At 72.5% G+C, this 26,927-nt stretch carries 25 protein-coding genes and 1 pseudogene; 11 read left to right on the top strand and 15 right to left on the bottom strand.

Annotated features, from left to right (window positions below; all coding sequences use genetic code 11):
• A partial coding sequence (locus ACGFYH_RS31375) for a lipopolysaccharide biosynthesis protein (RefSeq protein ID WP_393806566.1) occupies nucleotides 1-658 on the top strand: 658 nt, incomplete at its 5' end.
• A complete protein-coding gene (locus ACGFYH_RS31370) occupies nucleotides 655-1,806 on the top strand; it encodes a GNAT family N-acetyltransferase (protein WP_393806565.1) in 1,152 nt (383 codons plus the stop codon). The genes ACGFYH_RS31375 and ACGFYH_RS31370, both read left to right, overlap by 4 nt.
• A gap of 34 nt (nucleotides 1,807-1,840) precedes the next feature.
• Here ACGFYH_RS31370 and ACGFYH_RS31365 read toward each other — a convergent pair whose 3' ends face one another.
• A complete protein-coding gene (locus tag ACGFYH_RS31365) occupies nucleotides 1,841-3,028 on the bottom strand; it encodes a glycoside hydrolase family 26 protein (protein WP_393806564.1) in 1,188 nt (395 codons plus the stop codon).
• A gap of 162 nt (nucleotides 3,029-3,190) precedes the next feature.
• On the opposite strand from ACGFYH_RS31365, the gene ACGFYH_RS31360 reads away from it, so the two are divergent.
• Nucleotides 3,191-4,489: an ATP-grasp domain-containing protein gene (locus ACGFYH_RS31360; protein WP_393806563.1), complete on the top strand. Its 1,299-nt coding sequence runs from the start codon at nucleotides 3,191-3,193 to the stop codon at nucleotides 4,487-4,489.
• A gap of 106 nt (nucleotides 4,490-4,595) precedes the next feature.
• Here ACGFYH_RS31360 and ACGFYH_RS31355 read toward each other — a convergent pair whose 3' ends face one another.
• From ACGFYH_RS31355 to rdlA, 3 genes are all read right to left on the bottom strand, one after another.
• On the bottom strand, nucleotides 4,596-5,381 hold the full coding sequence (locus ACGFYH_RS31355) for a chaplin (protein WP_393806562.1): 786 nt from the start codon (nucleotides 5,379-5,381) through the stop codon (nucleotides 4,596-4,598).
• A gap of 143 nt (nucleotides 5,382-5,524) precedes the next feature.
• Nucleotides 5,525-5,752 (bottom strand): chaplin ChpD, encoded by a 228-nt coding sequence (gene chpD, locus ACGFYH_RS31350; protein WP_393806586.1) that lies wholly within the window; start codon nucleotides 5,750-5,752, stop codon nucleotides 5,525-5,527.
• Between the two features lie 287 nt (nucleotides 5,753-6,039).
• On the bottom strand, nucleotides 6,040-6,432 hold the full coding sequence (gene rdlA / locus ACGFYH_RS31345) for a rodlin RdlA (protein WP_393806561.1): 393 nt from the start codon (nucleotides 6,430-6,432) through the stop codon (nucleotides 6,040-6,042).
• 262 nt (nucleotides 6,433-6,694) lie between these two features.
• Between rdlA and rdlB the strand changes: the two genes are divergently transcribed.
• Entirely contained in the window at nucleotides 6,695-7,099 is a 405-nt protein-coding gene (gene rdlB, locus ACGFYH_RS31340; RefSeq protein WP_393806560.1) for a rodlin RdlB, read from the top strand.
• Nucleotides 7,100-7,176: 77 nt separating this feature from the next.
• Here rdlB and ACGFYH_RS31335 read toward each other — a convergent pair whose 3' ends face one another.
• From ACGFYH_RS31335 to ACGFYH_RS31315, 5 genes and pseudogenes are all read right to left on the bottom strand, one after another.
• Nucleotides 7,177-7,338, bottom strand: a complete 162-nt coding sequence (locus ACGFYH_RS31335) for a hypothetical protein (RefSeq protein WP_393806594.1) — start codon at nucleotides 7,336-7,338, stop codon at nucleotides 7,177-7,179.
• 111 nt (nucleotides 7,339-7,449) lie between these two features.
• Complete coding sequence (locus ACGFYH_RS31330; RefSeq protein WP_393806559.1) at nucleotides 7,450-8,361, bottom strand: ABC transporter permease; 912 nt, start codon at nucleotides 8,359-8,361, stop codon at nucleotides 7,450-7,452.
• Complete coding sequence (locus ACGFYH_RS31325) at nucleotides 8,358-11,009, bottom strand: CocE/NonD family hydrolase (RefSeq protein ID WP_393806558.1); 2,652 nt, start codon at nucleotides 11,007-11,009, stop codon at nucleotides 8,358-8,360. The genes ACGFYH_RS31330 and ACGFYH_RS31325 overlap by 4 nt, the downstream gene beginning before the upstream one ends.
• A gap of 396 nt (nucleotides 11,010-11,405) precedes the next feature.
• Nucleotides 11,406-12,908, bottom strand: coding sequence for a CoA-acylating methylmalonate-semialdehyde dehydrogenase (mmsA, locus tag ACGFYH_RS31320; RefSeq protein ID WP_393806557.1), 1,503 nt, complete (start codon nucleotides 12,906-12,908; stop codon nucleotides 11,406-11,408).
• 14 nt (nucleotides 12,909-12,922) lie between these two features.
• Nucleotides 12,923-13,114, bottom strand: a pseudogene (locus tag ACGFYH_RS31315) (hypothetical protein); the annotation flags it as partial.
• Between the two features lie 595 nt (nucleotides 13,115-13,709).
• Here ACGFYH_RS31315 and ACGFYH_RS31310 point away from each other — a divergent pair.
• Nucleotides 13,710-13,901 (top strand): helix-turn-helix transcriptional regulator, encoded by a 192-nt coding sequence (locus ACGFYH_RS31310; protein WP_386309706.1) that lies wholly within the window; start codon nucleotides 13,710-13,712, stop codon nucleotides 13,899-13,901.
• A gap of 50 nt (nucleotides 13,902-13,951) precedes the next feature.
• On the top strand, nucleotides 13,952-14,533 hold the full coding sequence (locus ACGFYH_RS31305; RefSeq protein ID WP_393806556.1) for a GNAT family N-acetyltransferase: 582 nt from the start codon (nucleotides 13,952-13,954) through the stop codon (nucleotides 14,531-14,533).
• On the opposite strand, the gene ACGFYH_RS31300 is transcribed toward ACGFYH_RS31305, so the two are convergent.
• Entirely contained in the window at nucleotides 14,520-15,557 is a 1,038-nt protein-coding gene (locus tag ACGFYH_RS31300) for a zinc-dependent alcohol dehydrogenase family protein (RefSeq protein ID WP_393806555.1), read from the bottom strand. The two genes, ACGFYH_RS31305 and ACGFYH_RS31300, sit on opposite strands and share 14 nt — an antisense overlap.
• A 166-nt stretch (nucleotides 15,558-15,723) precedes the next feature.
• Here ACGFYH_RS31300 and ACGFYH_RS31295 point away from each other — a divergent pair, with 166 nt between their 5' ends.
• Together ACGFYH_RS31295 and ACGFYH_RS31290 are read left to right on the top strand one after the other, a co-directional pair.
• The gene (locus tag ACGFYH_RS31295; RefSeq protein ID WP_393806554.1) at nucleotides 15,724-15,963 is read left to right on the top strand and encodes a heavy-metal-associated domain-containing protein; all 240 of its coding nucleotides are present in this window, start codon (nucleotides 15,724-15,726) and stop codon (nucleotides 15,961-15,963) included.
• Between the two features lie 35 nt (nucleotides 15,964-15,998).
• Nucleotides 15,999-18,260, top strand: a complete 2,262-nt coding sequence (locus ACGFYH_RS31290; RefSeq protein WP_393806553.1) for a heavy metal translocating P-type ATPase — start codon at nucleotides 15,999-16,001, stop codon at nucleotides 18,258-18,260.
• Nucleotides 18,261-18,911: 651 nt separating this feature from the next.
• Here the strand turns inward: ACGFYH_RS31290 and ACGFYH_RS31285 are convergent.
• The 4 genes from ACGFYH_RS31285 to ACGFYH_RS31270 form a co-directional block, all read right to left on the bottom strand.
• Complete coding sequence (locus ACGFYH_RS31285) at nucleotides 18,912-20,201, bottom strand: citrate synthase (protein WP_393806552.1); 1,290 nt, start codon at nucleotides 20,199-20,201, stop codon at nucleotides 18,912-18,914.
• 243 nt (nucleotides 20,202-20,444) lie between these two features.
• Entirely contained in the window at nucleotides 20,445-22,697 is a 2,253-nt protein-coding gene (locus tag ACGFYH_RS31280; RefSeq protein ID WP_393806551.1) for an ATP-dependent RecD-like DNA helicase, read from the bottom strand.
• A gap of 38 nt (nucleotides 22,698-22,735) precedes the next feature.
• The gene (locus tag ACGFYH_RS31275) at nucleotides 22,736-22,924 is read right to left on the bottom strand and encodes a DUF397 domain-containing protein (RefSeq protein WP_393806550.1); all 189 of its coding nucleotides are present in this window, start codon (nucleotides 22,922-22,924) and stop codon (nucleotides 22,736-22,738) included.
• A 5-nt stretch (nucleotides 22,925-22,929) separates the two neighbouring features.
• Complete coding sequence (locus tag ACGFYH_RS31270) at nucleotides 22,930-23,766, bottom strand: helix-turn-helix domain-containing protein (protein WP_393806549.1); 837 nt, start codon at nucleotides 23,764-23,766, stop codon at nucleotides 22,930-22,932.
• 214 nt (nucleotides 23,767-23,980) lie between these two features.
• On the opposite strand from ACGFYH_RS31270, the gene ACGFYH_RS31265 reads away from it, so the two are divergent.
• Together ACGFYH_RS31265 and ACGFYH_RS31260 are read left to right on the top strand one after the other, a co-directional pair.
• The gene (locus ACGFYH_RS31265; RefSeq protein WP_393806548.1) at nucleotides 23,981-24,391 is read left to right on the top strand and encodes an ATP-binding protein; all 411 of its coding nucleotides are present in this window, start codon (nucleotides 23,981-23,983) and stop codon (nucleotides 24,389-24,391) included.
• Between the two features lie 71 nt (nucleotides 24,392-24,462).
• Nucleotides 24,463-25,188 (top strand): SRPBCC domain-containing protein, encoded by a 726-nt coding sequence (locus tag ACGFYH_RS31260; protein WP_393806585.1) that lies wholly within the window; start codon nucleotides 24,463-24,465, stop codon nucleotides 25,186-25,188.
• Between the two features lie 20 nt (nucleotides 25,189-25,208).
• Here ACGFYH_RS31260 and ACGFYH_RS31255 read toward each other — a convergent pair whose 3' ends face one another.
• Nucleotides 25,209-26,201: an RNA polymerase sigma-70 factor gene (locus ACGFYH_RS31255; RefSeq protein ID WP_393806584.1), complete on the bottom strand. Its 993-nt coding sequence runs from the start codon at nucleotides 26,199-26,201 to the stop codon at nucleotides 25,209-25,211.
• A 130-nt stretch (nucleotides 26,202-26,331) separates the two neighbouring features.
• On the opposite strand from ACGFYH_RS31255, the gene ACGFYH_RS31250 reads away from it, so the two are divergent.
• Nucleotides 26,332-26,817, top strand: coding sequence for a carboxymuconolactone decarboxylase family protein (locus ACGFYH_RS31250; RefSeq protein WP_393806547.1), 486 nt, complete (start codon nucleotides 26,332-26,334; stop codon nucleotides 26,815-26,817).
• Nucleotides 26,818-26,927: the final 110 nt, after the last annotated feature.

Below are 26,927 nucleotides of genomic sequence, written 5' to 3'. Positions count from 1 at the left end.
ACCCGCCCGCCGACGCCGTACCCCGGCCGCCTTGCGCCGCGTGCTGCGCCGCACCCGTTCCCTGCCGCCCTGGTCCCCGCTCGCGGCCGGCGTCCTCGCCGGCGGGCTGCTCGGCGCCGGGTACGGCCTTGCCGCCACCCCGCAGTACACGGCGACCGCTTACGTCGTCGCCGTCCCCACCGACAAGTCCGACCCGGCGTCCGCGCTGGGCTTCGCCCAGGCCTACGGCCGGGTCGCCACGCAGCTCGCGGTGCTCGGGGACGCGCAGATGTGGGCCCACGTGCCGGTGGCGACGCTGGAACGGAGTGTCCGCACCGCGACCTCGCCGGACGCGCCCATGGTCTCGGTGACGGCGGCCTCCGCCCACCCGGAGGAGGCCGCCGACATGGCCAACGCGGTCGCCCGCGCCCTGACCCGGCACGCGGAGGCCTCGGCCGACGACACCCACGTGGAGCTGCGGCAGTTCGCCCGGGCCACCGAGCCCACCGAGGCGTCCTCGGCGTCCGCCTCCGTGACGGGCCTGGTGGGCGCCGCCGCGGGCGGTCTGCTGGGCGGGCTGGCCCTGCTGGTCCGGCCGCGCCGCACCGCGCGGGAGCCCGGCCGGGCGGCGGCCGTCCCCGGGCCGGCGTCGGCGGCCGACGTCCGCGGACAGCTGTGACGTACCCGAGGTTGCCGCACCCGGACGCGCTGCCGACCGGATACACGACCGAACTGGTCACCGACGAGGGCGCCTTCGCCGAGCTGGCCCCGCAGTGGGGGCGGCTGTACGGCCGGTGCGCCGCCGCGACCCCGTTCCAGAGCCACGCCTGGCTGCTGTCCTGGTGGCGTTCGTACGGCGCGGACGGCCGCCTGCGGCTGGTGCTGGCCCGCGACGGCCGCGAACTGGTCGCCGCCGCGCCGCTGACGCTCGTACGGCACCCGGTGCCGGCGCTGGTGCCGCTGGGCGGAGCGATCTCCGACTACGGGGACGTCCTGCTGGACGACGAGCGCGGCGGGGACGCGGTGACCGCGCTCACCGCGGGTCTCGCCGCGGCGGCCCGCACCGCGCTGGTCGACCTGCGCGAGGTACGGCCGGGCGCCGCCGCCGAACGGGTCTACGAACGCTGGCGCGGGCCGCGCCGCCGACTGGCCGACTCCCTGTGCCTGGAGCTGCCCGCCCTCACGATGGACGAACTGGTCGCCCGGCTGCCCTCGGCCAAGGCCAGGCAGCGGGTCCGCGCCCAGCTGCGCCGGCTGGACGCGCTCGGCGTCAAGAGCCGGACCGTCCTGCCCGACGAGGCCGACGCGGCCCTGCGGCGGCTCCTCGAACTGCACCGGTCGCAGTGGCAGGGGCGGAAGGTGACCGGCGAGCACCTGCGCACCCGGTTCCGCGAGCACCTGGTGCGGGCGGTGGGACCGATGGTGCGTTCCGGGGACGCGGTGGTCACCGAGTTCCGGATGGACGACGAGGTGGTGGCCGTGGACGTGACGCTGCTGTCGCGCCGGCTGTCCGGCGGCTACCTGTACGGCGCCCACCCCCGGCTGCGGGAGCGGAAGGCGGACGTGGCGGTGATGCTGCTGGACGCGTGCGCCGGGCACGCCCGGCAGCCGGGGCGCCACACGCTGAGCCTGCTGCGGGGCAACGAACCGTACAAGCACCACTGGCGCCCGGAACCGGTGGCGAACCAGCGGCTGCTGCTGGCCCGCCGACGCACGGCCCCGCTGCTGGCGGCGGCCCTGGGCGACGCCGCCGCGCGACGGCGGGGCAAGGAGCTGCTGCGGCGGCGGGCGGAGCGGAAGGAGCGCGACGGTGGCGGCAGCACCTGACCGGCCCCGCCGCCGTCGCGCCCGCCGCTCGGCGCTACTTGCCGCGCGAGTACCAGTCCAGACGCACGCACAGCTTCCCGCCGAGCCAGTACTCGACCCAGTCGCCCAGCTCCAGCGGCGAGCAGTCGGCCGGGGACGGGGTGGACGGCACCGGGGGCACGGGCGGCGCGGTGGGTGTGGTGGGCGCGGTGGGTGTGGTGGGCTCCGGGACCACCGGGTCCTGCTCGTCGGTGCGGCCGAAGAGCACGGACCGGTAGACGGCGGTGGAGCGGGGGTTGTCGTCGCACTGCCACACGCCGTGCGGGCAGTAGTCGGTGACCGTGTTGTACACGGGTTCGTGCTCGTCCATCCAGGCGAGCATGCGCCGCATGTACGCGGCGTTGTCGCCGTTGCGGAACAGCCCCCATTCCGGATAGGAGAGGGGCTTGCCGTGCGCCTTCGCGAAGTCCACGTGCGCCTGGAGTCCGTAGGGCTCCTTCACCTGTTCGTCGAACGTCGTTCCGCGTGGCTGGTCGTACGAGTCCATGCCGATGATGTCGACGGTGGCGTCGCCCGGATAGCACCGGGTCCACGGCACCGCGTCCCGGCCGCGGCTGGGCGCGAAGTCGAACCGGAACCTCTGGCCTGGCACCGCGCGCATGGTGGTGACGATCCGGTTCCAGTACGTCTTCCAGGCCTCGGGGTCGGGTCCGCAGCGGTGGGTGTAGGTGGTGCCGTTCATCTCCCAGCCGAGCACGAGGACCGTGTCCGGCACCTCCAGTGCGACGAGGCGTTCGGCGAGGGCGCGGAAGTGGTGGTCGAAGCGTCCGGCGGCGCCCTGGCGCAGCAGTTCGCGCACCTCGTCGTCGTCGACGTGCTCCTCGTTGCGCTCCATCATGGGCACGTTGAGGACGAACATCCGGTCGGCCTTGCGGGTGCGCCAGTCGGCCCACACGTCGAGGAAGCCGGGGGCGCCCTCGATGTTGCTCCAGCGGTCGCCGGGCAGGTAGGTGTGGCCGACGCGAAGTTCGGCGTCGCCCAGCCAGTGGCTCAGCGCGGCCATCCGGGCCACGCCGCGCGGGCCGTAGTCCAGGTACGCGCCGAAGGCCGGGCCGGGGACGGGCGCGGCCGGTTCACCGGCGGCGACCCCGGGGCCCGCGGCCAGGAGCGCCGCCGCCGCGACCATCGCCGCCGCGGCGTGCGCCGGCCGCCTGGACCGGGTCCGTGAGTGCCGTACGGCCATGCCGGCTCCTTTCGCCGTTGTATCGCTCTCCGTTACTGACACTCAGTCATATGAAATGCCATCACGCCACCGCCGTTACGGCTTTCGAGTGCGCCGATCGCCCGCACCGGTGAACCGAATCGGCAGACGCTCGAACGAGCTCGAATACGAAGGAAGTCTCCCGTGTCGCTGTTCGACACCCGTGTCCCCGCCGTGCTGCTGCGGACCGACCGGAATCCCTTTCACCACGGAACGCTGGGTGCCGTGCGTTCGCTCGGCCGCGCGGGGGTGGAGGTGCACGTGGTCGCCGACTGCGCGCAGAGTCCGGTCCGCGCCTCCCGCTATCTGAGCCGGCTGCACACCCCGCCGCCGCCCGGCGCGTCGCCCGCCGACATCACGGTGGCCCTGCTCCGCGTCGCCGCGCGGATCGCGCGGCCCGCCGTACTGATTCCGCTGGACGACGCGTGTGCCGTGGCGGTGGGCCGGGCGCGCGCGGAACTGGCGCCCGCGTATCTGCTGCCCGACCAGCCGGGTGAGCTCGCGGAGCGCGTGGCGGACAAGGCGGAACTGGCCGCGGTGTGCGCGTCCCTGGATCTCCCGCACCCGCGGACCCTGGTCCCGGACGGCGCGGCCGAGGCCGCGCGTGCCGCCTGGCGGCTGGGCCTGCCGGTGGTGGCGAAGTGGAGCCGGCCCTGGCTGGTGCCCCCGGGCGGCGGGCTGCGCAGCACGGTGCTGGTGCGTTCGGCGCGGGAGGCCGGGGAGCTGTACCGGCGGGCCGAGGAGGCGGGCAGCCGGCTGCTGCTCCAGGCGTTCCTGCCGCCGGGCCCCGACCGGGACTGGTTCTTCCACGGGTACGCCGACCGCTCGGGCGCGGTCCGGGCGGGCGGCCCCGGCCGCAAGACCCGGGCCAGGCCGCGCGGCGCCGGTCTGACGGCGGTGGGCCGCTGGACGCCGAACCCGCAGGTGCAGGCGCTCGCCGAGCGGGTCACCGCGGAGCTGGGCTACCGGGGCGTCTTCGACCTCGACTTCCGGCGCTGCGGCACGACGGGCCGCTACCACCTGCTGGACTTCAACCCGCGCCCCGGCGCCCAGTTCCGGCTGTTCACCGACACGGCCGGGCTGGACGTCGTACGGGCCCTGCACCTGGACCTGACCCACCGGCCGCTGCCGGAGGGGGCGCCGCGGCCGGGGCGGGCGTTCGTGGTGGAGAACTACGCGCCGTTGAGCGCCCTGCGTCCGGCGCGTGAGGGACGCGAGCTGGCCTGGCACGCCCGGGACGACCGGGCGCCCGGCCGGGCCCTGTGGGCGCTGTGGGGCCGTCATGTGAGCGCCCGGCTGCGGGACCGCGTGCGGCGGAGCGACGCCCGGCCGGGGACCGGGGCTCCGGCCCGGGCCCGCGTCGTGCGCCAGGCCTCCGCCCCACCCGCGGACCGCACCGGCCGCTCCGACCGCCCGGAGGAGGACCGGGCGGGCAGCCACTGACGCACGGCGTTCCCGGGCGCGGGCCCCGCGTCCGGGATACGGCGACGACGCCCCCGGTGGCCCGTGTGGGCCGACCGGGGGCGTCGGGGTGAGCGGGGGCGCGGGGTCAGCGGCCGGCGGCGGCCCGGCCCCGGCGGTACAGGATCGCGCCACCGGCGATCAGCACGGCACCGGCGGCCGCGGCACCCAGCGTGCCCTCACTGCCGGTCTCCGCCAGGACGGGCGGCTGCTCCGTCTGGGCGGCCGGCGGGGTGTGCTCCTCCTCGGCGGGCGGCGGGTGCTCCTCCTCCCCGGAGGGCGGGGGCTGCTCCTCGCCGGTGGGCGGCGGCGGCTTCTCGTCGCCGGGGGGTGTGGTGGGGGGCGGCTCCTCCTCGCCGTAGCCGGGGGGTTCTTCCGAGGTGTTCTCGCACTCGTTGCCGAAGACCGGGTTGAGCGCGGCGATCACGTCGACGGTGTTGCCGCAGAGGTTCACCGGCACGTCGACGGGGACCTGCGCGTTGTTGCCGGAACCGACGCCGGGCGAGCCCTCGGTCACGCCGTCCGCGTGGGAACCGGACGAGGCCGGGGCGTCCTCGCCGTCCGCGTGGGCGCCGGACGAGGCCGGGGCGTCCTCGCCGTACCCGCCGCCGGAGCCCTCCTTCCGCTCCTGCGAGCTGTTCTCGCACTCGTTGCCGAAGGCGGGGTTCAGCGCGGCGATCACGTCGACGGTGTTGCCGCAGGCGTTCACGGGCACGTCGATGGGGGCCTGGACGGCGTTGCCGGACGCGGCGCCCGGCGAGTTCTTGGCGACTCCGTCCGCATGCGAGTCGGCAAGGGCGGGGCTGCCGCACAGGGAAAGGATGCCCGTCGCGGCGGCAGCCGCGACCATCCCCCTGCTCAGGGTCTGTCGCACTCTGGTTGTCTTCCTGCTTGTAGAGATGAGAGATGGCTGGAGAACGATCTGGGGGACGGGCCGCAGAAAGGGGAAAGACCGGCCCCGAACCAAACGAGTTGGCCAAGGCCGGCCGTGACGCAGCCGGTCGGTGTGGAACGACGTCAGTCGTTCACGCACACGTTGCCGAACGCGGGGTTCAGCAGACCAACAACGTTGATGGTGTTGCCGCACACGTTGACGGGAACGTGCACGGGGACCTGGACGACGTTGCCGGACAGGACGCCCGGGGAGCCTACGGCGGCACCCTCGGCACCGGCGTCGGCGAAGGCCGGGGCGGCCATGCCGAGGGCCATGATCGCGCCCGCGACGACAGCAGCGCTCTTCTTCATGAACTTTCCCTTCTCTGCGGTCATGCCTGAATGACGGCCGAAACCGCGCGAGCACAGCATTGACGGCTCGCACCATGACCTGCAGCCTGCAAACGAGGAATTGACGGCCGGAGAAACTACCGAACGTGGGACACCCCGAAATTCACTCGGATGCCTCACGAAACGGTCCAACCGTTCCCCCAGGAGAGCGACGACGTCCATCCGCTCCCCGGCGAAATCCCGGCCCGTGCACGGCCGGGCGGCCCGCGGAGAAGTCAGCGGGCCGCCCGGACCGGGCGGGATGCGGCTCAGCCCTCGCCGTTCGCCGACAGGACGGACAGGTCCTCCAGGACGTGCGAGACGGCACCGTCGCGCTTGGCCTGGGTGGAGTTGTCCGCGCACTGCTGGTTCAGGTCGTCCGCCAGGACGTTGATGTCCTGGATCGGGACCAGGTTGACGACGGCGACGTTGACGTCCTCGACACCCAGGCACGGCTTGTTCAGCGTGCCCTCGACCAGCGACAGCTGGGGGCTCATGTCACCCTTGGTCGCCGAGTTGCCGAACGACGACGAGGCGCCGTTGCCGTTGGCCACGGCCGGCCCGTTGTCGTCCCCGATGGCCAGGGCCTGGGGAGCGGCGGCAGCCGACATGCCGATCACAGAAGCGGCAGCCGCCGCGGCGACCATTGCCTTCTTGAGCACTTCGCGTTCCTTTCGTCGTAGCGACGCACTGTCCTACGGCCTCATCAACCCGGTGGGCCGGGATTGGTTGCGGGCGTTCACCCGGTTGGCCCGCACGGGATCTCGGAAACGCCGCGAAATCCGCCGGAACAGCGGGGGGAATCGCGGACCCGTACACATTTCCCGTTGTCCGCCGACGGAGTGAACGGGAGAAACCCGACCGGACCCACGGAGTTGACCAGTGAGCTCCGGTGGACGGGGTTTCCTCAGAAAGGACTGGCCAGTGATCAAGAAGGTAGTTGCCTACGCGGCGATCGCCGCCTCCGTCATGGGCGCCTCCGCTGCCGCGGCCCCGCAGGCGATGGCGATCGGCGACGACAGTGGGCCCGTCTCCGCCAACGGGAACGGCGCTTCGCAGTACTTCGGCAACTCGGCGACCCACGGCAACATGAGCCCCCAGATGGCGCTCATCCAGGGGTCGTTCAACAAGCCGTGCATCGCGGTCAGCGACATCCCCGTCAGCGTCGTCGGTCTGGTGCCGATCCAGGACATCCCGATCCTGTCGGACGACCTGAACCAGCAGTGTGCCGAGAACTCCACACAGGCCAAGCGCGACGGTGCGCTGGCCCACCTCCTGGAGGACGTCTCGATCCTGTCCTCCAACGGCGAGGCCGGCGGCAAGGGCTGACATCGGCCGGGGGGGGGCGGGCCGCCGGGCACCTCGGCGGCCCGCCCCTTTCGCATGCCCCGGTGGGCCGCCGCGGGTCAGCCTCGCGGCGTCGCGTACAGCGCCTCGATCTCGTCCGCGTACGCCGCGACGGCCGCGTGCCGCCTCACCTTCAAAGAGGGCGTCGGCAGCCCGTTCTCCTCGGTGAACTCGCCCTCGACCAGCCGGAAGGCGCGGATCGACTCGGCAACGTGCGGCACGCGGCCTTGCGGCGGGGTCTCGGAGCGGGCACGGGGGCGGCCGTCCGAGGACCTGCCTGGACCGGCAGGCGATCCCCCGGCGGCCTAGTAGGGCTTCGTCAGGTAGCCCGACTAGGAGACGATGTCCTTGCGGGCGAAACCCCTGAAGGCCAGGGCGAACAGCACGAGCGCGTACGTCACCGAGACCGCGGTGCCCTGGATCATGCCCGACCACTCCGGGTTCGGCTGGACGGCGTCCGCCCAGGCGAACTGCCAGTGCGCGGGCAGGAAGTCGCGCCAGTGGCCCAGCGCGGTCACGGCGTCCAGGACGTTGCCGACGATGGTGAGTCCGACGGCGCCGCCGACCGCGCCGAGCGGTGCGTCGGTGCGGGTCGACAGCCAGAACGCGAGCCCCGCGGTGACGAGTTGGGACACGAAGATGTACGCCACGACCACCACCAGGCGCTGTGCGGCCGTGCCCGGGGCGAGCGAACCGCCCGTGGGGATGGCCAGCGGTCCCCAGCCGTAGGCGACCGTGCCCACGGCCAGCGCCACCAGGGGCAGCAGCACCATCGCGGCCAGGCTCAGCCCGAGCCCGACGGTCAGCTTGGACGCGAGCAGCCGGGCGCGCGGCACCGGCGCGGCGAGCAGGTAGCGCAGTGAGGACCAGCTCGCCTCGGAGGCCACGGTGTCCCCGCAGAACAGGGCGACCGGGACGACCAGCAGGAAGCCCGCCGAGACGAAGAGGTTGACCGCGGCGAAGTTGGCGCCGGAGGCGGTGGCGGTGTCCATCAGGGTGATGCGGTCGCCGGGGCCCTCCGGTTCTCCGCCGATCGCGAAGGCGACGACGAGGACGAACGGCAGGACGGCGAGGATCGCGCCCATGACCAGGGTGCGGCGCCGCTTGAGCTGGCGCGCCAGCTCCACCCGCGGGGGCAGCGTGCGGCCCGCCCGGTAGCCGTACGCGGACTCGGACTCGGACGCGGACGCCGGTGCGGACTCGGGCGCGGGCCCGGTCGTGGCCGGCTCGGTGCGGGTGCTCACGCGGAACCTCCGATCAGGGTGAGGAAGGCGTCCTCCAGGCGGCGGTGCGGGCCGACCGACGCCACGGGGATCTCCAGCCGGACCAGTTCGGCGACCAGGCCGGGCGCGGTGCCGCCGGTGTCGAGGCGGACCAGGAGGCCGTCGTCGGTGGGCACGACCGAGGCCACGCCCGGCAGGGCCGCGACCTTGTCCACGAGCGGTTCGTCCACCGGCAGGCCGGTGCCGACGAGGAGGGTGTCGCCGGAGCCGATGATCTCGGCGACCGGGCCCGCCTGGACCAGTCGGCCCCGGTCCATGACCACGAGGTGCGTGCAGGACTGCTCGACCTCGGCCAGCAGGTGACTGGAGACGATCACGGTACGGCCGGCCGCCGCGTAACGGGTCATCACCTCGCGCATCTCGCGGATCTGCGGCGGGTCCAGACCGTTGGTCGGCTCGTCGAGGATCAGCAGGTCGGGCAGGCCCAGCATGGCCTGGGCGATGGCGAGGCGCTGGCGCATGCCCTGGGAGTAGGTGCGCACCGCGCGGGCGAGCGCGTCGCCGAGGCCGGCGGTCTCCAGGGCCTCGTCCAGGTGGGAGTCCCCGGGCGGGCGGCCCGTCGCCCGCCAGTACAGCTCCAGGTTCTCCCGGCCGGACAGGTGCGGCAGGAAGCCCGCGCCCTCGACGAAGGCGCCGACCCGGGACAGCACCGGGGCGCCGGGCCGGACGGCGTGGCCGAAGACCCTGATCCCGCCGTCGTCCGGCTTGATCAGGCCCATCAGCATCCGCAGGGTGGTCGTCTTGCCCGCGCCGTTGGGTCCGAGCAGGCCGAGCACCTGCCCCCTCTCGACGCGGAAGGACAGCTCCCGTACGGCGTACTGCTCGGGGGACCCGGCGTAGCGCTTGCTCAGGCCGGTGATCTGCAGGGGCACGTCGGCCGGGGCGGGATCCGGCGCGGGCGCGGCGGTGCGGCGACGACCCGTCCACAGCAGGGCCAGGGCGGCGGCGGCACCGGCCGGGGGCAGCCACCACACCCACGCCGGGAGCGGGGCGGCGGCGGTGGTCACGCCGGGGGCGGTCGGCACTCCCAGGTCGCCCTTCAGGGAGACGGTGTACGTCGCCGGGGCGGCCGGTGAGGCGTAGCCGAGGTCGGTGGAGGCGAGGACCAGGCGGAGGCGGTGGCCCTTCTCCACCTCGTGGTCGATCGCCGGGAGGGCGACCGTCACGTCCCTGCCCTCCTTGGCATCCTCGACGCGGACGGGAGTGACCAGCTGGGAGGGGAGCACAGGCGCGGTGGAGCCGGGGCCGACGTCGTACACCTTGGCGAAGAGGACGGCGTCCTCGCGGGTGGAGCGGACGTGGACGGTGGCCGTCGGTGAGCCGGTGACGCGCAGGTCGTCCGTCAAGGGGGCCGACTCGAAGGCGGCGTACTGGCCGGGGAAGTCCAGGGACACCCCGACGCCGAGCGAGGAGAGCTGGGAGAGCCCCGTGGCGCCGCCGAGGCCGGGGAGGGCGGAGACGGCGGGCGGGTTGGCACCGGCGGGGTTGTCGGCGTTCTGCTCGTGGCCGCGCAGGGGCACGGAGCGCCGCCCGTTCGACAGCCCCGGGTAGTGGTCGGCGCTCGCGCCGCGCAGCTGTGCCCGTCCGTCGGTGGAGTCGACGCCTCCGGTGCGGGTGACGCGGAAGGCCGGGCCGGTGTCGGCGCTCTTGTCGTCCTTGAGGTAGCGGTCGAACCAGGTGTCCACGCGTGCCTGGACGCGGTCGCTCTCCAGGTCGCCGCCGTCGTGCCCGCCCGCGATCCAGTCGACGTCCACGGGGGCGCCGTTCGCCCGGATCGCCTCGGCCGCGGCGTCGGCCTGGCCGAGGGGGAACAGGGAGTCGGTCTGGCCCTGCGTCAGCAGGGTGGGCACCTTGATGCGGTCGCCCACGGCCTGCGGGCTGCGCTCCGCGAGGAGCTTCACCGCCTCCGCGTCGGGCGTGCCGGACTCGGCGACCCGTTGGTACATGCGGCACAGGTCCGCCTCGAACCGGTCGCAGCCGCCGCCCGTGTTGACGAAGATGCCGGCCCACAGCTTCTTGAAGACGCCGTTCGGGAACAGCGCGTCCGCGAGGTTCCAGTACGTGATCGCCGGGGCGACGGCGTCGACCCGGGTGTCGTGCCCGGCGGCGAGCAGCGCGATCGCGCCGCCGTAGGAGCCGCCCGCGATGCCCACGCGGGGGTCGCCGTCCTCGTCGAGCTGGACCTGGGGCTGCCGCGCGAGCCAGTCGATCAGCCGGGACACGTCGGCGACCTCGCCGTCCGGCGCGTTCAGCCCGATCTTCCCCGTGGAGCCGCCGAAGCCGCGTGCGGACCAGGTGAGGACCGCGTACCCGTCCCGGGCGAGGTCCTCGGCCTGATTGCGCGCGTCCGCCTTGCTGCCGCCGAAGCCGTGCGCGAGCAGGACGGCCGGGCGGCGGCCGCCGGAGCCCGCCGTGAAGTACGAGGTGTCCAGGCGCACGCCGTCGCCCACGGCCACGACCCGGTCGGCGCGCCGCACGGGGGCCGGGTCGTCAACGGCGACGGCCGTCCATGTCCCGGCGCCGGCGAGCACGACGACGGCGGCCGCGGCGGAGAGCATCCGCCGCGGCCCCCGTAGCAGCCCTCGCACGCGGGGCAGTCGGAGATCCATGGGTCAACGGTACGGGCCGCCGCCGACGACGGGGGCCCTCCCGGGGCTGAACCGGCGGCCTCCCACGGACGTACGGGGCCGGTGCCGCGTACCGCGGACGCGGTAGGCCGGTCGCCGCCCGTCAGGCTGTCACGGCCCGAAGGGCCGTCACGGCCCGGCGGGCTCGCGGACGTCCTGCGGGCCGGTCACCAGCCGGCGCGTCTCGCGGTGCGGGCGCAGGTACAGGGGGTCCGGTACAGGGTGGCGACGGCCGCGATGCCGCCGGTCAGTTCGGTCGGGTCGGACGCGCCGACCGTGAGGGCGACGACCGGGACCAGGACGCCGGCCCGCGGCAGGGCCGAGAAGACGCGAAGGTGCCTCCGTCCCGCCGGGAGCGGGACGGAGGCACCCTGTGTGTCAGTGGTTGCGCGGGAAGCCCAGGTCCACGCCCGCCGGGGCGTCGGCCGGGTCCGGCCAGCGGGTGGTGACGACCTTGCCGCGGGTGTAGAAGTGCGTGCCGTCGTTGCCGTAGACGTGGTGGTCGCCGAAGAGCGAGTCCTTCCAGCCGCCGAAGGAGTGATAGCCCACGGGGACCGGGATCGGCACGTTCACGCCGACCATGCCGGCCTCGACCTCCAGCTGGAAGCGGCGGGCCGCGCCGCCGTCCCGGGTGAAGACCGCGGTGCCGTTGCCGAACGGCGAGGCGTTGATGAGCGCCACGCCCTCCTCGAACGTCTCGGCGCGCAGCACGCACAGGACCGGGCCGAAGATCTCGTCCCGGTACGCCTTCGCGGTGGTCGGCACCCGGTCGAGCAGGGAGATGCCGATCCAGTGGCCGTCCTCGTGGCCGTCGACCGTGTACCCGGTGCCGTCCAGGACGACCTCGCAGCCCTCGGCCGCCGCGCCCTCGACGTAGGTGGCCACCCTGTCGCGGTGGGCCTTGGTGATCAGGGGGCCCATCTCGGACGTCGGGTCGTCGCCCGGACCGATCTTGATCTTCTCGGCGCGCTCGCGGATCTTCTCGACCAGTTCGTCGCCGATCGCGCCGACCGCGACGACCGCGGAGACGGCCATGCAGCGCTCGCCGGCCGAGCCGTAGGCCGCGCTCACCGCCGCGTCGGCCGCCGCGTCGAGGTCGGCGTCGGGCAGCACCAGCATGTGGTTCTTGGCGCCGCCCAGTGCCTGGACGCGCTTGCCGTTCGCGGAGGCGGTGGCGTGGATGTGGCGGGCGACGGGGGTCGAGCCGACGAAGGACACGGCCTTGACGTCCGGGTGCCCGAGGAGGCGGTCGACGGCCACCTTGTCGCCGTGCACGACGTTGAAGACGCCGTCCGGCAGACCGGCCGCGGAGAGCAGTTCGGCGACCTTCACGGCGGCCGACGGGTCCTTCTCGCTGGGCTTGAGCACGAAGGTGTTGCCGCAGGCGATGGCGATCGGGAACATCCACAGCGGCACCATCGCCGGGAAGTTGAACGGCGTGATGCCCGCGACCACCCCGAGCGGCTGCCGGATCGAGGACACGTCGACGCGGGTGGCGACCTGCGTCGACAGCTCGCCCTTGAGCTGCACGGTGATGCCGCACGCCAGGTCGACGATCTCCAGGCCGCGCGCGACCTCGCCGAGCGCGTCGGAGTGCACCTTGCCGTGCTCGGCGGTGATCAGCTCGGCGATCTCGTCGCGGTGCTCGTCCAGCAGCGCGCGGAACCTGAAGAGGATCGAGGTGCGCTGCGCCAGCGAGGACTGGCCCCAGGTCAGGTACGCCTCCTTGGCGGCGGCGACCGCGGCGTCCACCTCGTCGACGGAGGCGAAGGCGACCTTGGTGGTGACCGCGCCCGTCGCCGGGTTCGTCACCGGCCCGTACGTGCCCGAGGCGCCTTCGGCGGTCTTGCCGCCGATCCAGTGGTTGACGATGTGCGTCATGACCGAGAACTCCTTCACAGATGGCGGCGACGGGTCGAGACGTGCCGTGGGTGCTGTCCACGGGCCGTGACCGGGGACGGTCGGGTCGCGGTCGCGGCCATGACTCCATCCCAGCAGCCGGGCGCCGCGGGCGCGCCCGACACTGTGTCTGCGGTTCGGGTGTCCGCGTAGACACGTGGGGCAGTGCGGGCGGCGCGTGCCCCGGCGGGACGGGGAGCACACGGGCATCCACGACGCGGGAACCTCCGGCGCGGAGCCGGTGCGAGCGGGGAGTTGGCGCTCGTGCCTCGCTCCTGCCAGGGCGAGGCCGCCTTCCCGCGCCGGAGGCGTTCGGTGGGGGAACCGGCGCCCGGACCGTGTGCCATCGGGCCGTGCGCCATCGCGTTCCCTTCTTGGCCGCCCTTGCGTCTCCCCGGTTTCTAGCCTCGTACGCGCGGCCTGTCAATGTTTTGTCCGGACATTCGGACGACTTGCTCCGAGTGGCGGTGCGGGCGGCCGGTCCGGCGGCGGTCCCGTGACCGGCGGCGGGGGCGTACGGCGGAGCGTGTCCGTCCGCCGCAGTCAACGCGCCGCGCCTGAACGACGGCGTACGCCTGTGTGGCACTCGTGTCACAAAAGCGCCCCCTTGGTCACACATGTCACGCGCACGCGGGTCTTCCGTCACACCCGGGAACGGCCCCTGACCGCCCCCCGCCGCGCGTCGTTCACCCGGAACAGGCTTGGTGATCGCCAGCGCGCGTCCGGCTCCCCCCGGCGGCCGTCCCCGGTCGCCGCCGTGGCGCGCGCGGGGAGGTGCGACTAGTGACCGACCGAAGGCTCTGGTCCTACAAGGACATCGCGGCCCACATCCGGGTCCAGCCGGACACCGTGCGGTCGTACCGCAAACACGGGCTGCTGCCCCCGCCCGACCACGTGGAGGGCGGGAAGCCCTACTGGTACGCGGACACCGTCCGGGCCTGGGTGGCGTCCCGGCCCCGCAACCGGAACCGGTAGAGCGGAAAAGCGTTCTGTGCCCCACGGCCTCGTGGGGCACAGTGCCGTGCATGGACTTCTCCGTGAAACCCGTCCTGACCGGCGAGACAGCCGTCCTGCGGCCGTTCACCGCCGCGGACGCCGACGTGATGTGGGAGATCGTCAACGATCCCGAGGTGCGGCACTTCACCGGCCCGCCGGGGCGCGCACTCACCCCGGAAGTGCTGCGTGACTGGTACGGCTCGCGAGGCACGCGGCCCGACCGGCTCGACCTGGCGGTCACCGATCCCGCCGACGGGGAGGTCCTCGGCGAGGTGGTGCTCCACGACTGGGAGCCCGAGAACCGTTCCTGCACCTTCCGCACCCTGATCGGCGCGCGCGGACGCGGCCGGGGGGTCGGCACCGGTGCGGCCCGGCTGATCGTCGGACACGGCTTCGAGGAACTCGGCCTGCACCGCATCCAGCTGGACGCCTACGGCTACAACCACCGGGCCCTGCGGGTGTACGAGAAGGTCGGGTTCGTGACGGAGGGACTGCGACGCGAGGCGGAGTGGCGCGACGGCGCCTGGGTGGACGAGGTGCTGATGGCCGTCCTCGACCACGAGTGGTCCGTCCACCGCGGGTACCCCGCCGCCGGTGTCACGGCTCGATGACCGTCACCCCGGCACCGGGTGCCGCTCCCATCGCCGCCAGGGCCGCCGGGACCGCGTCCAGCCCGATGGTGGACGTCACCAGCAGATCGGGCCGGAGTGCTCCCGCGCGGACCAGCTCCAGCATCGGCGGGTAGGTGTGGGCGGCCATCCCGTGACTGCCGAGGAGTTCGAGCTCCAGGGCGACGGCGCGGGCCATCGGCACCGGTGTGGTGCCGTCCGGCGAGGGCAGCAGCCCGACCTGGACGTGCCGGCCCCTGCGGCGCAGGCCGTTGACGGACGCGGCGCAGGTGACGGGTGAGCCGAGGGCGTCCAGGGAGAGGTGGGCGCCGCCGCCGGTGAGGTCGCGGACGGCCGCCGCGGTGTCCGGCGTCGAGGCCGCGTCCACGCACTCCACCGCGCCGAGGGTCCGGGCCAGTTCCAGCGCCCCGGCCGACACGTCCACGGCGACGACCCGGGCGCCCGAGGCCGCGGCGATCATCACCGCGGACAGTCCCACGCCCCCGCAGCCGTGCACCGCGACCCACTCCCCCGCCGTGAGGCGCCCCTGCTGCGTCACGGCCCGGAAGGCGGTGGCGAACCGGCAGCCGAGCGAGGCGGCGGTCGCGTCCGGGATGCCCTGCGGTACGGCGACGAGATTGACGTCGGCGTGGTCGAGCGCCACGTACTGGGCGAAGGACCCCCAGTGCGTGAAACCCGGCTGGGTCTGGCGCTCGCACACCTGCTGGTCCCCCGCCGCACACGCCGCGCAGCTCCCGCAGGCGCAGACGAAGGGGGCGGTCACCCGGTCGCCGGACCGCCACCGGGTCACCCGGTCGCCGACCGCCTCGACGACACCGGCGAGTTCGTGACCGGGTACGTGCGGAAGGGCGATGTCCGGGTCGTGGCCCTGCCAGCCGTGCCAGTCGCTGCGGCACAGTCCCGTGGCGCCGACCCGGACCACGACGCCGTGCGGCGCGGGCTCCGGGTCGGCGACCTCGCGCACCTCGGCAGGCTCCCCGAACCGCTCGAACACGACCGCGCGCATCCGTCACCCCCACTTCCGTGCCGGTCCGTACCGGCGTTCCCGCTGTTCGTCCCTCATCTCAGGAAGGCTAAGCGGCTTCTATACCCCCTAGGGGTAAGGTGGGGAGTGACTGGTCCACGCTGGACCACGCGTACCCGCACACACCGTTCCCACGAGGAGTAACCACATGACCGCCCAGACCGACACCCAGGGCTCCGTCACCACCGTCTACAAGGTGAGCGGAATGAGCTGCGGCCACTGCGAGGGCGCCGTCTCCGGCGAGATCTCCGAGATCGCGGGCGTCGGCTCGGTGCGGGCCGCCGCGTCCACCGGCGAGGTCACCGTCGTCTCCGATGCCCCCCTCGACGACGCGGCCGTACGCGCCGCCGTGGACGAGGCGGGCTTCGAACTCGTCGGCCGGGTCTGAGCCCGGCACACCCCAACCGTTCTGGAGTCCGGACCATGACCAGCACCACCGCGGAAACACGCACCGCCGCGACGGGCGCCGACCCCGGCCTCGCCGAGGCCGAGCTGCTCATCGGCGGAATGACCTGCGCCTCCTGCGCGGCCCGCGTGGAGAAGAAGCTCAACCGCATGGACGGTGTCACCGCCACGGTGAACTACGCGACGGAGAAGGCCCGGGTCACCCACCCGGTGACCACCGAGGTCGCCGACCTGATCGCCACCGTCGTCAGAACCGGGTACACCGCCCAGGAACCGGCGCCGCCGCCGGAGCCCGCCGAGGAGCCCGGCCCCCCGGCCAGCGCCGACGACCCCGAGCTGTCGGCCCTCCGTCAGCGCCTGGTGGTGTCGGCCCTCCTCGCCGCGCCCGTCGTCCTGCTGGCGATGGTCCCGGCGCTCCAGTTCGACAACTGGCAGTGGCTCTCACTCACCCTGGCGGCGCCCGTCGTCGTCTGGGGCGGGCTGCCCTTCCACCGCGCCACCTGGACCAACGTCCGGCACGGCGCGGCCACCATGGACACGCTGGTCTCGCTCGGCACGCTGGCGGCGTTCGGCTGGTCCCTGTGGGCGCTGTTCTTCGGGGACGCGGGCATGCCGGGCATGCGGCACGGCTTCGACCTCACCGTCTCCCGCGCCGACGGCGCCTCCGCGATCTATCTGGAGGCGGCGGCCGGGGTCACCGCCTTCCTGCTTCTCGGCCGCTGGCTGGAGACCCGCTCCAAGCGCCGCGCCGGTGCCGCGCTGCGGGCGCTGATGGAGCTGGGCGCCAAGGACGTCGCCGTACTGCGGGACGGGCGCGAGGTGCGGATACCGGTGGGCCGGCTGGCCGTGGGCGACCGGTTCGTCGTACGGCCCGGTGAGAAGATCGCCACCGACGGCACGGTGACCGAGGGCGCCTCGGCGGTGGACGCCTCCCTGCTGACCGGCGAGTCCGTGCCGGTGGACGTGGGCGTCGGCGACGCCGTCACCGGCGCCACGGTGAACGCCGGGGGACGGCTGGTGGTCGAGGCGACCCGCGTCGGCGCCAGCACGCAGCTGGCGCGGATGGCGAAGCTGGTGGAGGACGCGCAGAACGGCAAGGCCGAGGTGCAGCGCCTCGCCGACCGGGTCTCCGGCGTCTTCGTACCCGTGGTGCTGCTGATCGCGGTCGCCACCTTCGGCGGCTGGCTGGGCGCCACCGGTGACACGGTCGCCGCGTTCACCGCGGCCGTCGCCGTCCTGATCATCGCCTGCCCCTGCGCGCTGGGCCTCGCCACGCCCACCGCGCTGCTGGTCGGCACCGGCCGCGGCGCCCAGCTCGGCATCCTCATCAAGGGCCCTGAGGTGCTGGAGTCCACGCGTCGCGTCGACACGGTCGTCCTGGACAAGACCGGCACCGTCACCACCGGCCGCATGACCCTCCACGAGGTGTACGCCGCCGAGGGCACCGACGAGGAGGAGCTGCTGCGGCTCGCGGGCGCCGTCGAGCACGCCTCCGAGCACCCCGTGGCCCGCGCGATCGCGTCCGGCGCCGAGGAGCGGCTCGGCACGCTCCCCGGCGTCGACGACTTCCGCAACGTCCCCGGGCGGGGCGTGCGGGCCCGCGTGGAGGGCCGCGAGGTGACCGTGGGGCGCCTGCACGACGTCCTTCCGCCCGAGGTGGCCCGCGCCGGGGACGAGGCCGAGCGCAACGGGCGTACGGCCGTAGTCGTCGGATGGGACGGCGTGGCGCGCGGGGTCGTCGCCGTGGCCGACGCGGTCCGGGAGACCAGCGCCGAGGCGGTGGCCGAGTTGCGCCGGCTGGGCCTGACCCCCGTACTGCTGACCGGCGACAACCGCCGGGTGGCCGAGTCGGTCGCGGCGGCCGTCGGCATCGACGAGGTGATCGCCGAGGTGCTGCCCGAGGACAAGGTCGCCGTGGTGGAGCGGCTGCGGGCCGAGGGCCGTACGGTCGCCATGGTCGGGGACGGCGTCAACGACGCCGCCGCGCTCGCCATCGCCGATCTGGGTCTGGCGATGGGCACGGGGACGGACGCGGCGATCGAGGCGGGCGACCTGACGCTGGTGCGCGGGGATCTGCGGGTGGCCGCGGACGCGATCCGGCTCTCGCGGCGGACCCTGTCCACGATCAAGGGCAATCTCGTGTGGGCCTTCGGCTACAACGTGGCCGCGCTGCCGCTGGCCGCCGCCGGGTACCTGAACCCGATGATCGCGGGTGCGGCGATGGCCTTCTCGTCGGTGTTCGTGGTCACCAACAGCCTCCGGCTGCGCACCTTCCACTAGTCCGCATTTCACGCAGGTCGAGGGGCTGCGCCTCTGGAGTCCGGCACTCGCCTCACATAAGCTCTTCACAAGGCTCGCGCATCTTCCTTACGCTTGAGTCCCGTGCGACGTACGGGGTTCCTGCCCACCTAACGGACAAATGCAAGAGACGCAGATCACAGTGATGCGAACGTAACCATCGAAGGGGTTCGAAGGTCTAAGTTGGCGATGTCAGGCAGCGTCTTGGGGGGCGCCACCTGGCATCTGGGGACGTCTTGGGGGACTTTCCCAGAGCTGCGTTGCCGGGACACGTACGCCGGGAAGCTTTGAGCGGCCCTCCCGGGCGTGCGCTGTCCCGGCAGACCGCACGACGAGCACGGGCACGGCAGGAACGACAGGCACCACAAGCACGACAGGCACGACCGGCATGACGAGTTCTGCTCGTTGTGCCCGACACAGCGAATTCAGGCGCTGTCCTCACAGACGCCCGGCCGGATCCCGTGGGGGGAATCCGCACCGGGACATGGGAAGGCGCCCTGGATCGTCGGCCCGTGGGGGGACCGGCGCCAGGGCGCCTTTCGCTGTTCACCCGCCCTCAGCCCCGGGCACGGAAGAGTCCCGTACCGGCGGGCACGGGACCCCTCTCACGCGCTGCGGTGGGTGCCTGTCGGCTCAGCGCTCCTCGACCGGCACGAAGTCGCGCTCGACGACGCCCGTGTAGATCTGGCGCGGGCGGCCGATGCGGGAACCCGGCTCCTTGATCATCTCGTGCCACTGGGCGATCCAGCCCGGAAGCCGGCCGAGGGCGAACAGCACCGTGAACATCTCGGTCGGGAAGCCCATGGCCCGGTAGATCAGGCCGGTGTAGAAGTCGACGTTCGGGTAGAGGCTGCGCGAGACGAAGTAGTCGTCGGAGAGCGCGTGCTCCTCCAGCTTCAGGGCGATGTCCAGCAGTTCGTCGGACTTGCCCAGGGCGGAGAGCACGTCGTGCGCGGCGGCCTTGATGATCTTGGCGCGCGGGTCGAAGTTCTTGTAGACCCGGTGGCCGAAGCCCATCAGGCGGACGCCGTCCTCCTTGTTCTTCACCTTGCGGATGAAGGAGTCGACGTCGCCGCCCGAGTCGCGGATGCCTTCCAGCATCTCCAGCACCGACTGGTTGGCACCGCCGTGCAGCGGGCCCCACAGGGCGTTGATGCCGGCGGAGATCGAGGCGAACATGTTCGCCTGCGAGGAGCCGACCAGACGGACCGTGGAGGTCGAGCAGTTCTGCTCGTGGTCCGCGTGCAGGATCAGCAGCTTGTCGAGCGCCGCGACGACCGTCGGGTCGAGGTCGTACTCCTGCGCCGGGACCGAGAACGTCATGCGCAGGAAGTTCTCGACGTAGCCGAGGTCGTTGCGCGGGTAGACGAACGGGTGGCCGATCGACTTCTTGTACGCGTAGGCCGCGATCGTCGGAAGCTTCGCGAGCAGCCGGATCGTGGAGAGGTTGCGCTGACGCTCGTCGAACGGGTTGTGGCTGTCCTGGTAGAAGGTCGACAGCGCCGAGACCACCGACGACAGCATGGCCATCGGGTGGGCGTCGCGCGGGAAGCCCTTGTAGAAGTTCTTGACGTCCTCGTGCAGCAGGGTGTGCTGCGTGATCTCGTCCTTGAACGCGGACAGCTCGTCGACGGTCGGCAGCTCACCGTTGATCAGCAGGTAGGCGACCTCCACGAAGGAGGAACGCTCGGCCAGCTGCTCGATCGGGTAGCCGCGGTACCGGAGGATGCCGGCTTCGCCGTCCAGATAGGTAATGGCGGATTTGTAGGCGGCGGTGTTGCCGTAACCGCTGTCCAGCGTCACCAGACCGGTCTGGGCGCGGAGCTTTCCGATGTCGAAGCCCTTGTCGCCGACGGTGCTGTCGATCACCGGGTAGGTGTACTCGCCATCGCCGTACCGCAGTACTACAGAGTTGTCGCTCACGTCTTCCCTCACCGACGTAGTGCCTCATCTTCGAGGTGCCCTGACTGTCTCTACCATCCCCCACTTGGCTCAGGAGAGTGCACTCGGGGTCGACCATCGGGCCTATCGGCGGCACTCAGTGCCGTCAACTTGCTCATCCTGCCCCCTCCCGTCCCCGTCCGGAAGTGCTGTGTGACCTTTCCGACTCGTTTGATCGATCATTTTTTTCACACGGGCCGGACGGTCCACCGGAAGCCTTCGGGCTCAGGAGCCCGTCAGCCGGAAGTCGAGCGCCGTGCACCGCCGCCCGGCCGACACCGTCCGCACCGCCTGCCCGATCGCCTTGCGCGACCCGACGAGGACGACCAGCCGTTTCGCCCGGGTGACCGCCGTGTACAGCAGGTTCCGCTGGAGCATCATCCAGGCGCCGGTCGTCACCGGGATCACCACCGCCGGGTACTCGCTGCCCTGGGAACGGTGGATGGTCACCGCGTAGGCGTGGGCCAGCTCGTCCAGTTCGTCGAAGTCGTACGGCACTTCCTCGTCCTCGTCCGTCAGCACGGTGAGGCGCTGGTCCACCGGGTCGAGCGAGGTGACCACGCCCACGGTCCCGTTGAAGACTCCGTTCTCACCCTTCTCGTAATTGTTGCGAATCTGGGTGACCTTGTCGCCGACCCGGAAGACGCGGCCGCCGAACCGCTTCTCGGGAACGTCCGGGCGCTGCGGGGTGACGGCCTGCTGGAGCAGCCCGTTCAGCGCGCCGGCACCGGCGGGTCCCCGGTGCATGGGCGCGAGCACCTGGACGTCCCGCCGGGGGTCGAGCCCGAACTTCGCGGGGATACGACGCGCGGCGACATCCACGGTGAGCCGCCCCGCCTCCTCCGTGTCGTCCTCGACGAAGAGGAAGAAGTCCTTCATGCCGTCGGTGACGGGGTGCTGTCCGGCGTTGATCCGGTGGGCGTTGGTCACCACGCCGGACTGCTGGGCCTGGCGGAAGACGCGGGTGAGGCGGACGGCGGGGACGGGGCTGCCGGGCGCCAGCAGGTCCCGCAGCACCTCCCCCGCGCCCACGCTGGGCAACTGGTCGACGTCCCCGACGAACAGCAGATGGGCTCCCGGTGGCACGGCTTTGACCAGCTTGTTGGCGAGGAGCAGATCCAGCATCGACGCCTCGTCGACCACGACGAGGTCGGCGTCGAGCGGCCGCTCGCGGTCGTAGGCCGCGTCGCCGCCGGGCCTGAGCTCCAGCAGCCGGTGCACGGTGGACGCCTCGGCGCCGGTCAGCTCGGCGAGGCGCTTGGCGGCCCGGCCGGTGGGCGCGGCGAGCACCACCTTCGCCTTCTTCGCTCGGGCCAGCTCCACGATCGACCGGACGGTGAAGGACTTGCCGCAGCCGGGCCCGCCGGTGAGGACGGCGACCTTCTCGCTGAGGGCGAGCCTGACGGCCTCCTCCTGCTCGGGGGCGAGGTCGGCGCCCGTGCGCTTTCCGAGCCACGCGAGCGCCTTGTCCCAGGCCACGTCCCGGAAGCCGGGCATCCGGTCGTCGTCGGTGCGCAGCAGGCGGCGCAGCTGCGCGGAGAGGGCGAGTTCGGCGCGGTGGAAGGGGACGAGGTAGACGGCGGTGACGGGGTCGCCGCCCTGCGGGTCGGGGACCTTCTCGCGCACGACGCCGGGGTCCTCCCCGTCCGGCGGCTCGGCGGCGAGCTGCGCGAGGCACTCGATGACGAGCCCGGTGTCCACCTGGAGCAGCTTCACCGCGTCGGCGATCAGCTTCTCCTCGGGGAGATAGCAGTGCCCCTGGTCGGTGGCCTGCGACAGCGCGTACTGCAGCCCGGCCTTCACGCGATCCGGGCTGTCGTGCGGGATCCCCACGGACTGGGCGATCTTGTCGGCGGTGAGGAAGCCGATGCCCCACACGTCGGCGGCGAGGCGGTACGGCTGGTTCTTCACGACGGAGATCGACGCGTCGCCGTACTTCTTGTAGATCCGCACCGCGATGGACGTCGACACCTCGACGGTCTGGAGGAAGAGCATGACCTCCTTGATCGCCTTCTGCTCCTCCCACGCGTCGGCGATCTTCCTGGTCCGCTTGGGCCCGAGCCCGGGGACCTCGATGAGCCGCTTGGGCTGCTCCTCGATGATCGTGAGGGTCTCCAGCCCGAAGTGCTGCGTGATCCGGTCGGCGAAGATCGGCCCGATGCCCTTGACCAGCCCGGACCCGAGGTACCGCCGGATGCCCTGCACGGTGGCGGGGAGGAGGGTCGTGTAGTTCTCGACGTGGAACTGCTTGCCGTACTGCGGATGCGACCCCCAGCGCCCCTCCATGCGCAGCGACTCCCCGACCTGCGCGCCGAGCAGCGCGCCGACGACGGTCAGCAGGTCGCCGGCGCCTCTGCCGGTGTCGACACGGGCGACCGTGTAGCCGTTCTCCTCGTTGGCGTACGTGATGCGCTCCAGGACGCCTTCGAGGGTGGCGAGCCGCCTTTCACCGGGGGCCGCGGGTGGCTGGTTGGGCATGATCCGACGGTACCTGTGAGGTGTGACAGCGCGTGCGGCTACCGGCCCCGCTTCAGGTCTTCGACGAAGGGGGCGAATGCCTCCGGCGGGAAGGTGAGGGACGCCCTCGCCGGAGTCTTGGAGTCACGAACGCCCACGCGGCCGGCGGAGACGGCGATCTCCACACAGCTGTTGCCGTCGCCCTCTCCCGAGTAGGAGGACTTCCGCCAGTTGTCGAACGTTGTCATGGGCCTCACAGCTCTTTCGCAAGTTCGTGGATGAAGGCGCGCGACCGTGCGGGTTCGAGCGATACAGCCGTCACCATACGGAAGTTCGTTCGGTAGGTGTTCAGTTGAGCCTCGGCATCGATGTGAACCACCCCATGTGGCGCGTCGCGCACCACAGTGTCCAGCTTCGGCAGCGGGCCGCCCGCGTAGGTCATGGTGCTCGATGCCTTGCCGAAACCGTCCAGGTCGAACGGGATCACCCGCAAGGTGACGCGGTCGCCTTCCGAGCGTTCGAGGAGTTTCTCGAGTTGGGTGCGCATGACCTTGCGGTCGCTCACCCTGATACGCAGCGCCGCTTCGTGGATCACGACCTCGTGCGGCACAGCGCGCTCTTGCCGCGCCATGCGGTGCTGGACACGCAGATCGATCTCGTCGTCGGCGAGCTCGGGTCTCCTGGAGGAGAAAACGGCGCGGGCGTATTCCGCGGTTTGCAGTCGACCTGGGACGTAGAGGATCGCCACGTCGTGCAGGAAGGCCGCATGGTGCTCCAACTCGGACAGGTCGAGGAACGGCGTGGGCAGCAGCCCGCGGTACTCCTCCCACCACCCGCGCGTCCGGTCGGTCGCCATGGCAGTCAGCGCCGCGATGAACTCCTCGTCCGCGCAGGCGTAGTGCGACTTCAGACGGCGTAGCCGCTGTTCACTCACACCTGTCAGCCCGGATTCGATGTGGGTGATCTGGACCCTGTTCGCACCGAGCAGTGCCGCCGCCTCGGTGGCTGTGAGACCGGCCGCCTCGCGGAGTCGGCGGAGTTCGAGCCCGAGACGCCTCTGACGCGCGGTCGGCTCACGCCTGAGAACCATGGTTCCCCTTTCAACACGTCCGTTCAGCGAGCTCGTTCGGGGTCAGATTACGCGATCAGCTTGCCCTGGATTACTAGTTAGCCCTACCGTCGGTGACGTGACGCACACCGTGCGGCATCGGGTCGCCGGAAGCGCACCGCCCGTCCTGCCATGACGGCTGCGGCAATGACACCGGTCCCGCCCTCGGCTCCCCTCGCGTGAAAGGAAATCCCGCATGTCCGAAACCGAACCGTGGGAATACTCCCTCTACGTCCCCAACGACCTCCGCGCCGTGACCATCAGCCGCCGGACCCTGCGCCTGGTCCTCACGATGCACGGTCTGATCCGCCTCGTCGACGTCGCCGAGCTGCTCGCCACGGAGCTGGTCTCCAACGCCGTACGGCACACCAAGGGGCCCGCCGCCCTGCGTATCCGCTGGTCGCCGCCGGGCACGCTGCGAATCGGGGCGTGGGACGCGGACCCCGGACCGCCCGAGCCACCCGCACGGTTCGAGAGGGTGGCGGAGCTGGAGGAGGGGCGGGGACTGGCACTGGTGCGGGCGTGCGCGGACGTGTGGGGGTGGCACCCCCTGGCCAGACACGGCAACCGGGGCAAATACGTGTGGTGCGAGCTGACTGCCGCTTGACCGCCGCCCCCACCCCCGCACCCCCCGCGACGCGAGGACAATCACCGGCCAACTGTTGACCACGCGCGCATCTGAGCGGCCCACGCACAAAACAAGGCCAACTGCTCACGGTTCAGCCGGAGAGGGCGGGACGACACCCCGGGCAACCGTGCCGGGACGGCCCGCCTGGTCACCACCGTCCGGCGGGGCCGGGAGAAGCTGCACTACCTCAACGCCGAGCCGATCAACGCCATCACCGAACGCTGGATCAGCCGCTACGACCGGGAGCGGGCGCACGCACTCGCCGACCCCAAGCACGCGCTGGAGGACGCCGCCATGGACAGCAACGCGTTCATCCACACGACCTGCATCAGGACCACGCCCGAGAAGTTGGGGCAGGGCCTGACCGATCCGGCGTTCGCCCGTCGCTACTGGGGAGTGGAGTTCACCACCGACCGGCGGACCGGGTCATCCATGGTCTGGCGGGAGCGGAAGGCCGAGACCGCCCACCCCGAGCAGGTCGTGCGCGAGTCCGACCCCACCGGCGCCTGTCCTGCGCCTGGCACACCTTCACACCGGGATGGGCGGAAGCCGACGGGATCGACGACGAGACCCTCACCAGTCTCTCCGCCGAGCGGCGCTCGAAGGTCACGTTCGAGATCGAGGATCTCGGCGGGTCGGTGAAACTGACCGTCGTCCACGACGGGTTCGAGCCCGGCGGCACCGCCCGCGGGATGATCCAGCACGGCTGGCCCGCCCTGCTCTCCAGCCCCAAGACGCTGCTGGCGACCGGCGACACGCTTCCGGCCCCCGCGTAGGCGGGCGCGGGACCACACGCTCAGCGGTGCAGTGCGGTCTGCCGCCGCATCCGTGTGAGCTTCTCCGGGTTGCGCACCGCGTAGAGCCCGGTGATGCGGCCGTCGTCGAAGCGCACCGCCACGACGGTGTCGAGTTCGCCGTCGAGCCGGATGATCAGGGCCGGATGGCCGTTGACCTGGGTCGGGTCCATCGTCATCTCGACGGGCAGCCTCGCCAGGCCGCCCAGCACGAGGCGGGCCACCTTGTCGGCCCCGGTGACGGGTCGCAGAACGGCCTGCTTGACGCCGCCGCCGTCGCCCAGCAGGACGACGTCCGGCGCGAGGACGTCCAGCAGGCCCTGGAGGTCACCGGTCTCGACGGCCCGCCGGAACGCGGCCAGCGCGTCCCGGGTCTCGGTCCGGGAGACGGCCCCGCGCGGACGGCGCGCCGCGACGTGCGCGCGGGCCCGGTGCGCGGTCTGGCGGACGGCGGCCGGGCTCTTCTCGACGGCCTCGGCGATCTCGTCGTAGTCGAGTGCGAACACCTCGCGCAGCACGAACACCGCCCGCTCGGTGGGCGAGAGCGTCTCCATGACCAGCATCATCGCCATCGAGACGCTGTCCGCCAGTTCGACGTCCTCGGCCACGTCGGGCGTGGTGAGCAACGGTTCGGGCAGCCAGGAGCCGATGTAGGACTCCTTGCGGCGGCCGAGCGTACGCAGCCGGTTGAGTGCCTGGCGGGTGGTGACGCGGACCAGGTATGCGCGCCGGTCGCGCACCGTGTCGAGGTCGACGCCCGCCCAGCGCAGCCAGGTCTCCTGAAGGACGTCCTCGGCGTCGGCGGCCGAGCCGAGCATCTCGTAGGCGACGGTGAAGAGCAGGTTGCGGTGGGCGACGAAGGTTTCGGTGGCGAGGTCCACGGCCCCGCCGTCGCCGGTGGCGGCCCGTCCGGCCGTGTCGTGCTGTTCCCGTCCACTGTTCTCGCTGGTCACCAGCTTCTCCCTTTCCCTCGGTTCCGTCGGTGTCACGCGCACGGGACACCGGTCGCCGCCGTTGCGTGACATGCGTCGGCGGTGACCCGAGTCGCATCGGCGTGCTGTCACAGAAACCGGGCCGCCGGCGTCTCGTGTTCGTCAGTGAGGCACCGAGAGCGAGGACGAGATCATGGACACCCGATTCAACCTGTTCGAGAACGAGTTCGGCGGCAGGTTCGCCAAGCGGTTCGCGGGCGCCGGGGCGCTGGTGCACCAGTCGGCACTGCCGAAGTCCACGCAGGAGCTGGTGTCGCTGCGGGCCGGCCAGATCAACGGCTGCGGCTTCTGCGTCGACATGCACGCCAAGGAGGCCGCGGCCGCCGGGGAGAGCGCGGTCCGGCTCCACCTGGTCGCCGCCTGGCGCGAGTCCACGGTGTTCACCGAGGCCGAGCGGGCGGCGCTGGCACTCGCCGAGGAGGGCACCCGGCTCGCCGACGCCCACGAGGGCGTGTCCGACGAGACGTGGGACCGGGTACGCGAGCACTACGACGACGACCAGGTCGCCGCGCTGGTCTGCCTGGTCGCCCTGAGCAACGCTGCCAACCGGCTGGCCGTGATCACCCACCAGCGGGGCGGGTCCTACGAGGCGGGCATGTTCGCGGAGTTGATGGACTAACCCCCGGGCGGCGGTCCGGGCGGCGGTCCGGGCGGCGGTCCGGGCGGCGGTCCGGGCGGCGGTCCGGGCGGCGGTCCGGGCGGCGGTCCGGGCGGCGGTCCGGGCGGCGG

Origin of the sequence: Streptomyces sp. NPDC048392 (genome assembly GCF_043200575.1) — a bacterium.
Lineage (GTDB): Bacteria > Actinomycetota > Actinomycetes > Streptomycetales > Streptomycetaceae > Streptomyces.
This window is presented reverse-complemented; position numbering and strand designations above follow the sequence as displayed.

What these genes read in the sequence shown, in the direction of transcription:
- ACGFYH_RS31365 (WP_393806564.1), bottom strand. Translation starts at nt 3,028, where the DNA reads ATGGCCGTACGGCACTCACGGACCCGGTCCAGGCGGCCGGCGCACGCC.
- chpD (WP_393806586.1), bottom strand. Translation starts at nt 5,752, where the DNA reads ATGAAGAAGAGCGCTGCTGTCGTCGCGGGCGCGATCATGGCCCTCGGC.
- ACGFYH_RS31325 (WP_393806558.1), bottom strand. Translation starts at nt 11,009, where the DNA reads ATGGATCTCCGACTGCCCCGCGTGCGAGGGCTGCTACGGGGGCCGCGG.
- mmsA (WP_393806557.1), bottom strand. Translation starts at nt 12,908, where the DNA reads ATGACGCACATCGTCAACCACTGGATCGGCGGCAAGACCGCCGAAGGC.
- ACGFYH_RS31305 (WP_393806556.1), top strand. Translation starts at nt 13,952, where the DNA reads ATGGACTTCTCCGTGAAACCCGTCCTGACCGGCGAGACAGCCGTCCTG.
- ACGFYH_RS31300 (WP_393806555.1), bottom strand. Translation starts at nt 15,557, where the DNA reads ATGCGCGCGGTCGTGTTCGAGCGGTTCGGGGAGCCTGCCGAGGTGCGC.
- ACGFYH_RS31295 (WP_393806554.1), top strand. Translation starts at nt 15,724, where the DNA reads ATGACCGCCCAGACCGACACCCAGGGCTCCGTCACCACCGTCTACAAG.
- ACGFYH_RS31290 (WP_393806553.1), top strand. Translation starts at nt 15,999, where the DNA reads ATGACCAGCACCACCGCGGAAACACGCACCGCCGCGACGGGCGCCGAC.
- ACGFYH_RS31280 (WP_393806551.1), bottom strand. Translation starts at nt 22,697, where the DNA reads ATGCCCAACCAGCCACCCGCGGCCCCCGGTGAAAGGCGGCTCGCCACC.
- ACGFYH_RS31275 (WP_393806550.1), bottom strand. Translation starts at nt 22,924, where the DNA reads ATGACAACGTTCGACAACTGGCGGAAGTCCTCCTACTCGGGAGAGGGC.
- ACGFYH_RS31270 (WP_393806549.1), bottom strand. Translation starts at nt 23,766, where the DNA reads ATGGTTCTCAGGCGTGAGCCGACCGCGCGTCAGAGGCGTCTCGGGCTC.
- ACGFYH_RS31265 (WP_393806548.1), top strand. Translation starts at nt 23,981, where the DNA reads ATGTCCGAAACCGAACCGTGGGAATACTCCCTCTACGTCCCCAACGAC.
- ACGFYH_RS31250 (WP_393806547.1), top strand. Translation starts at nt 26,332, where the DNA reads ATGGACACCCGATTCAACCTGTTCGAGAACGAGTTCGGCGGCAGGTTC.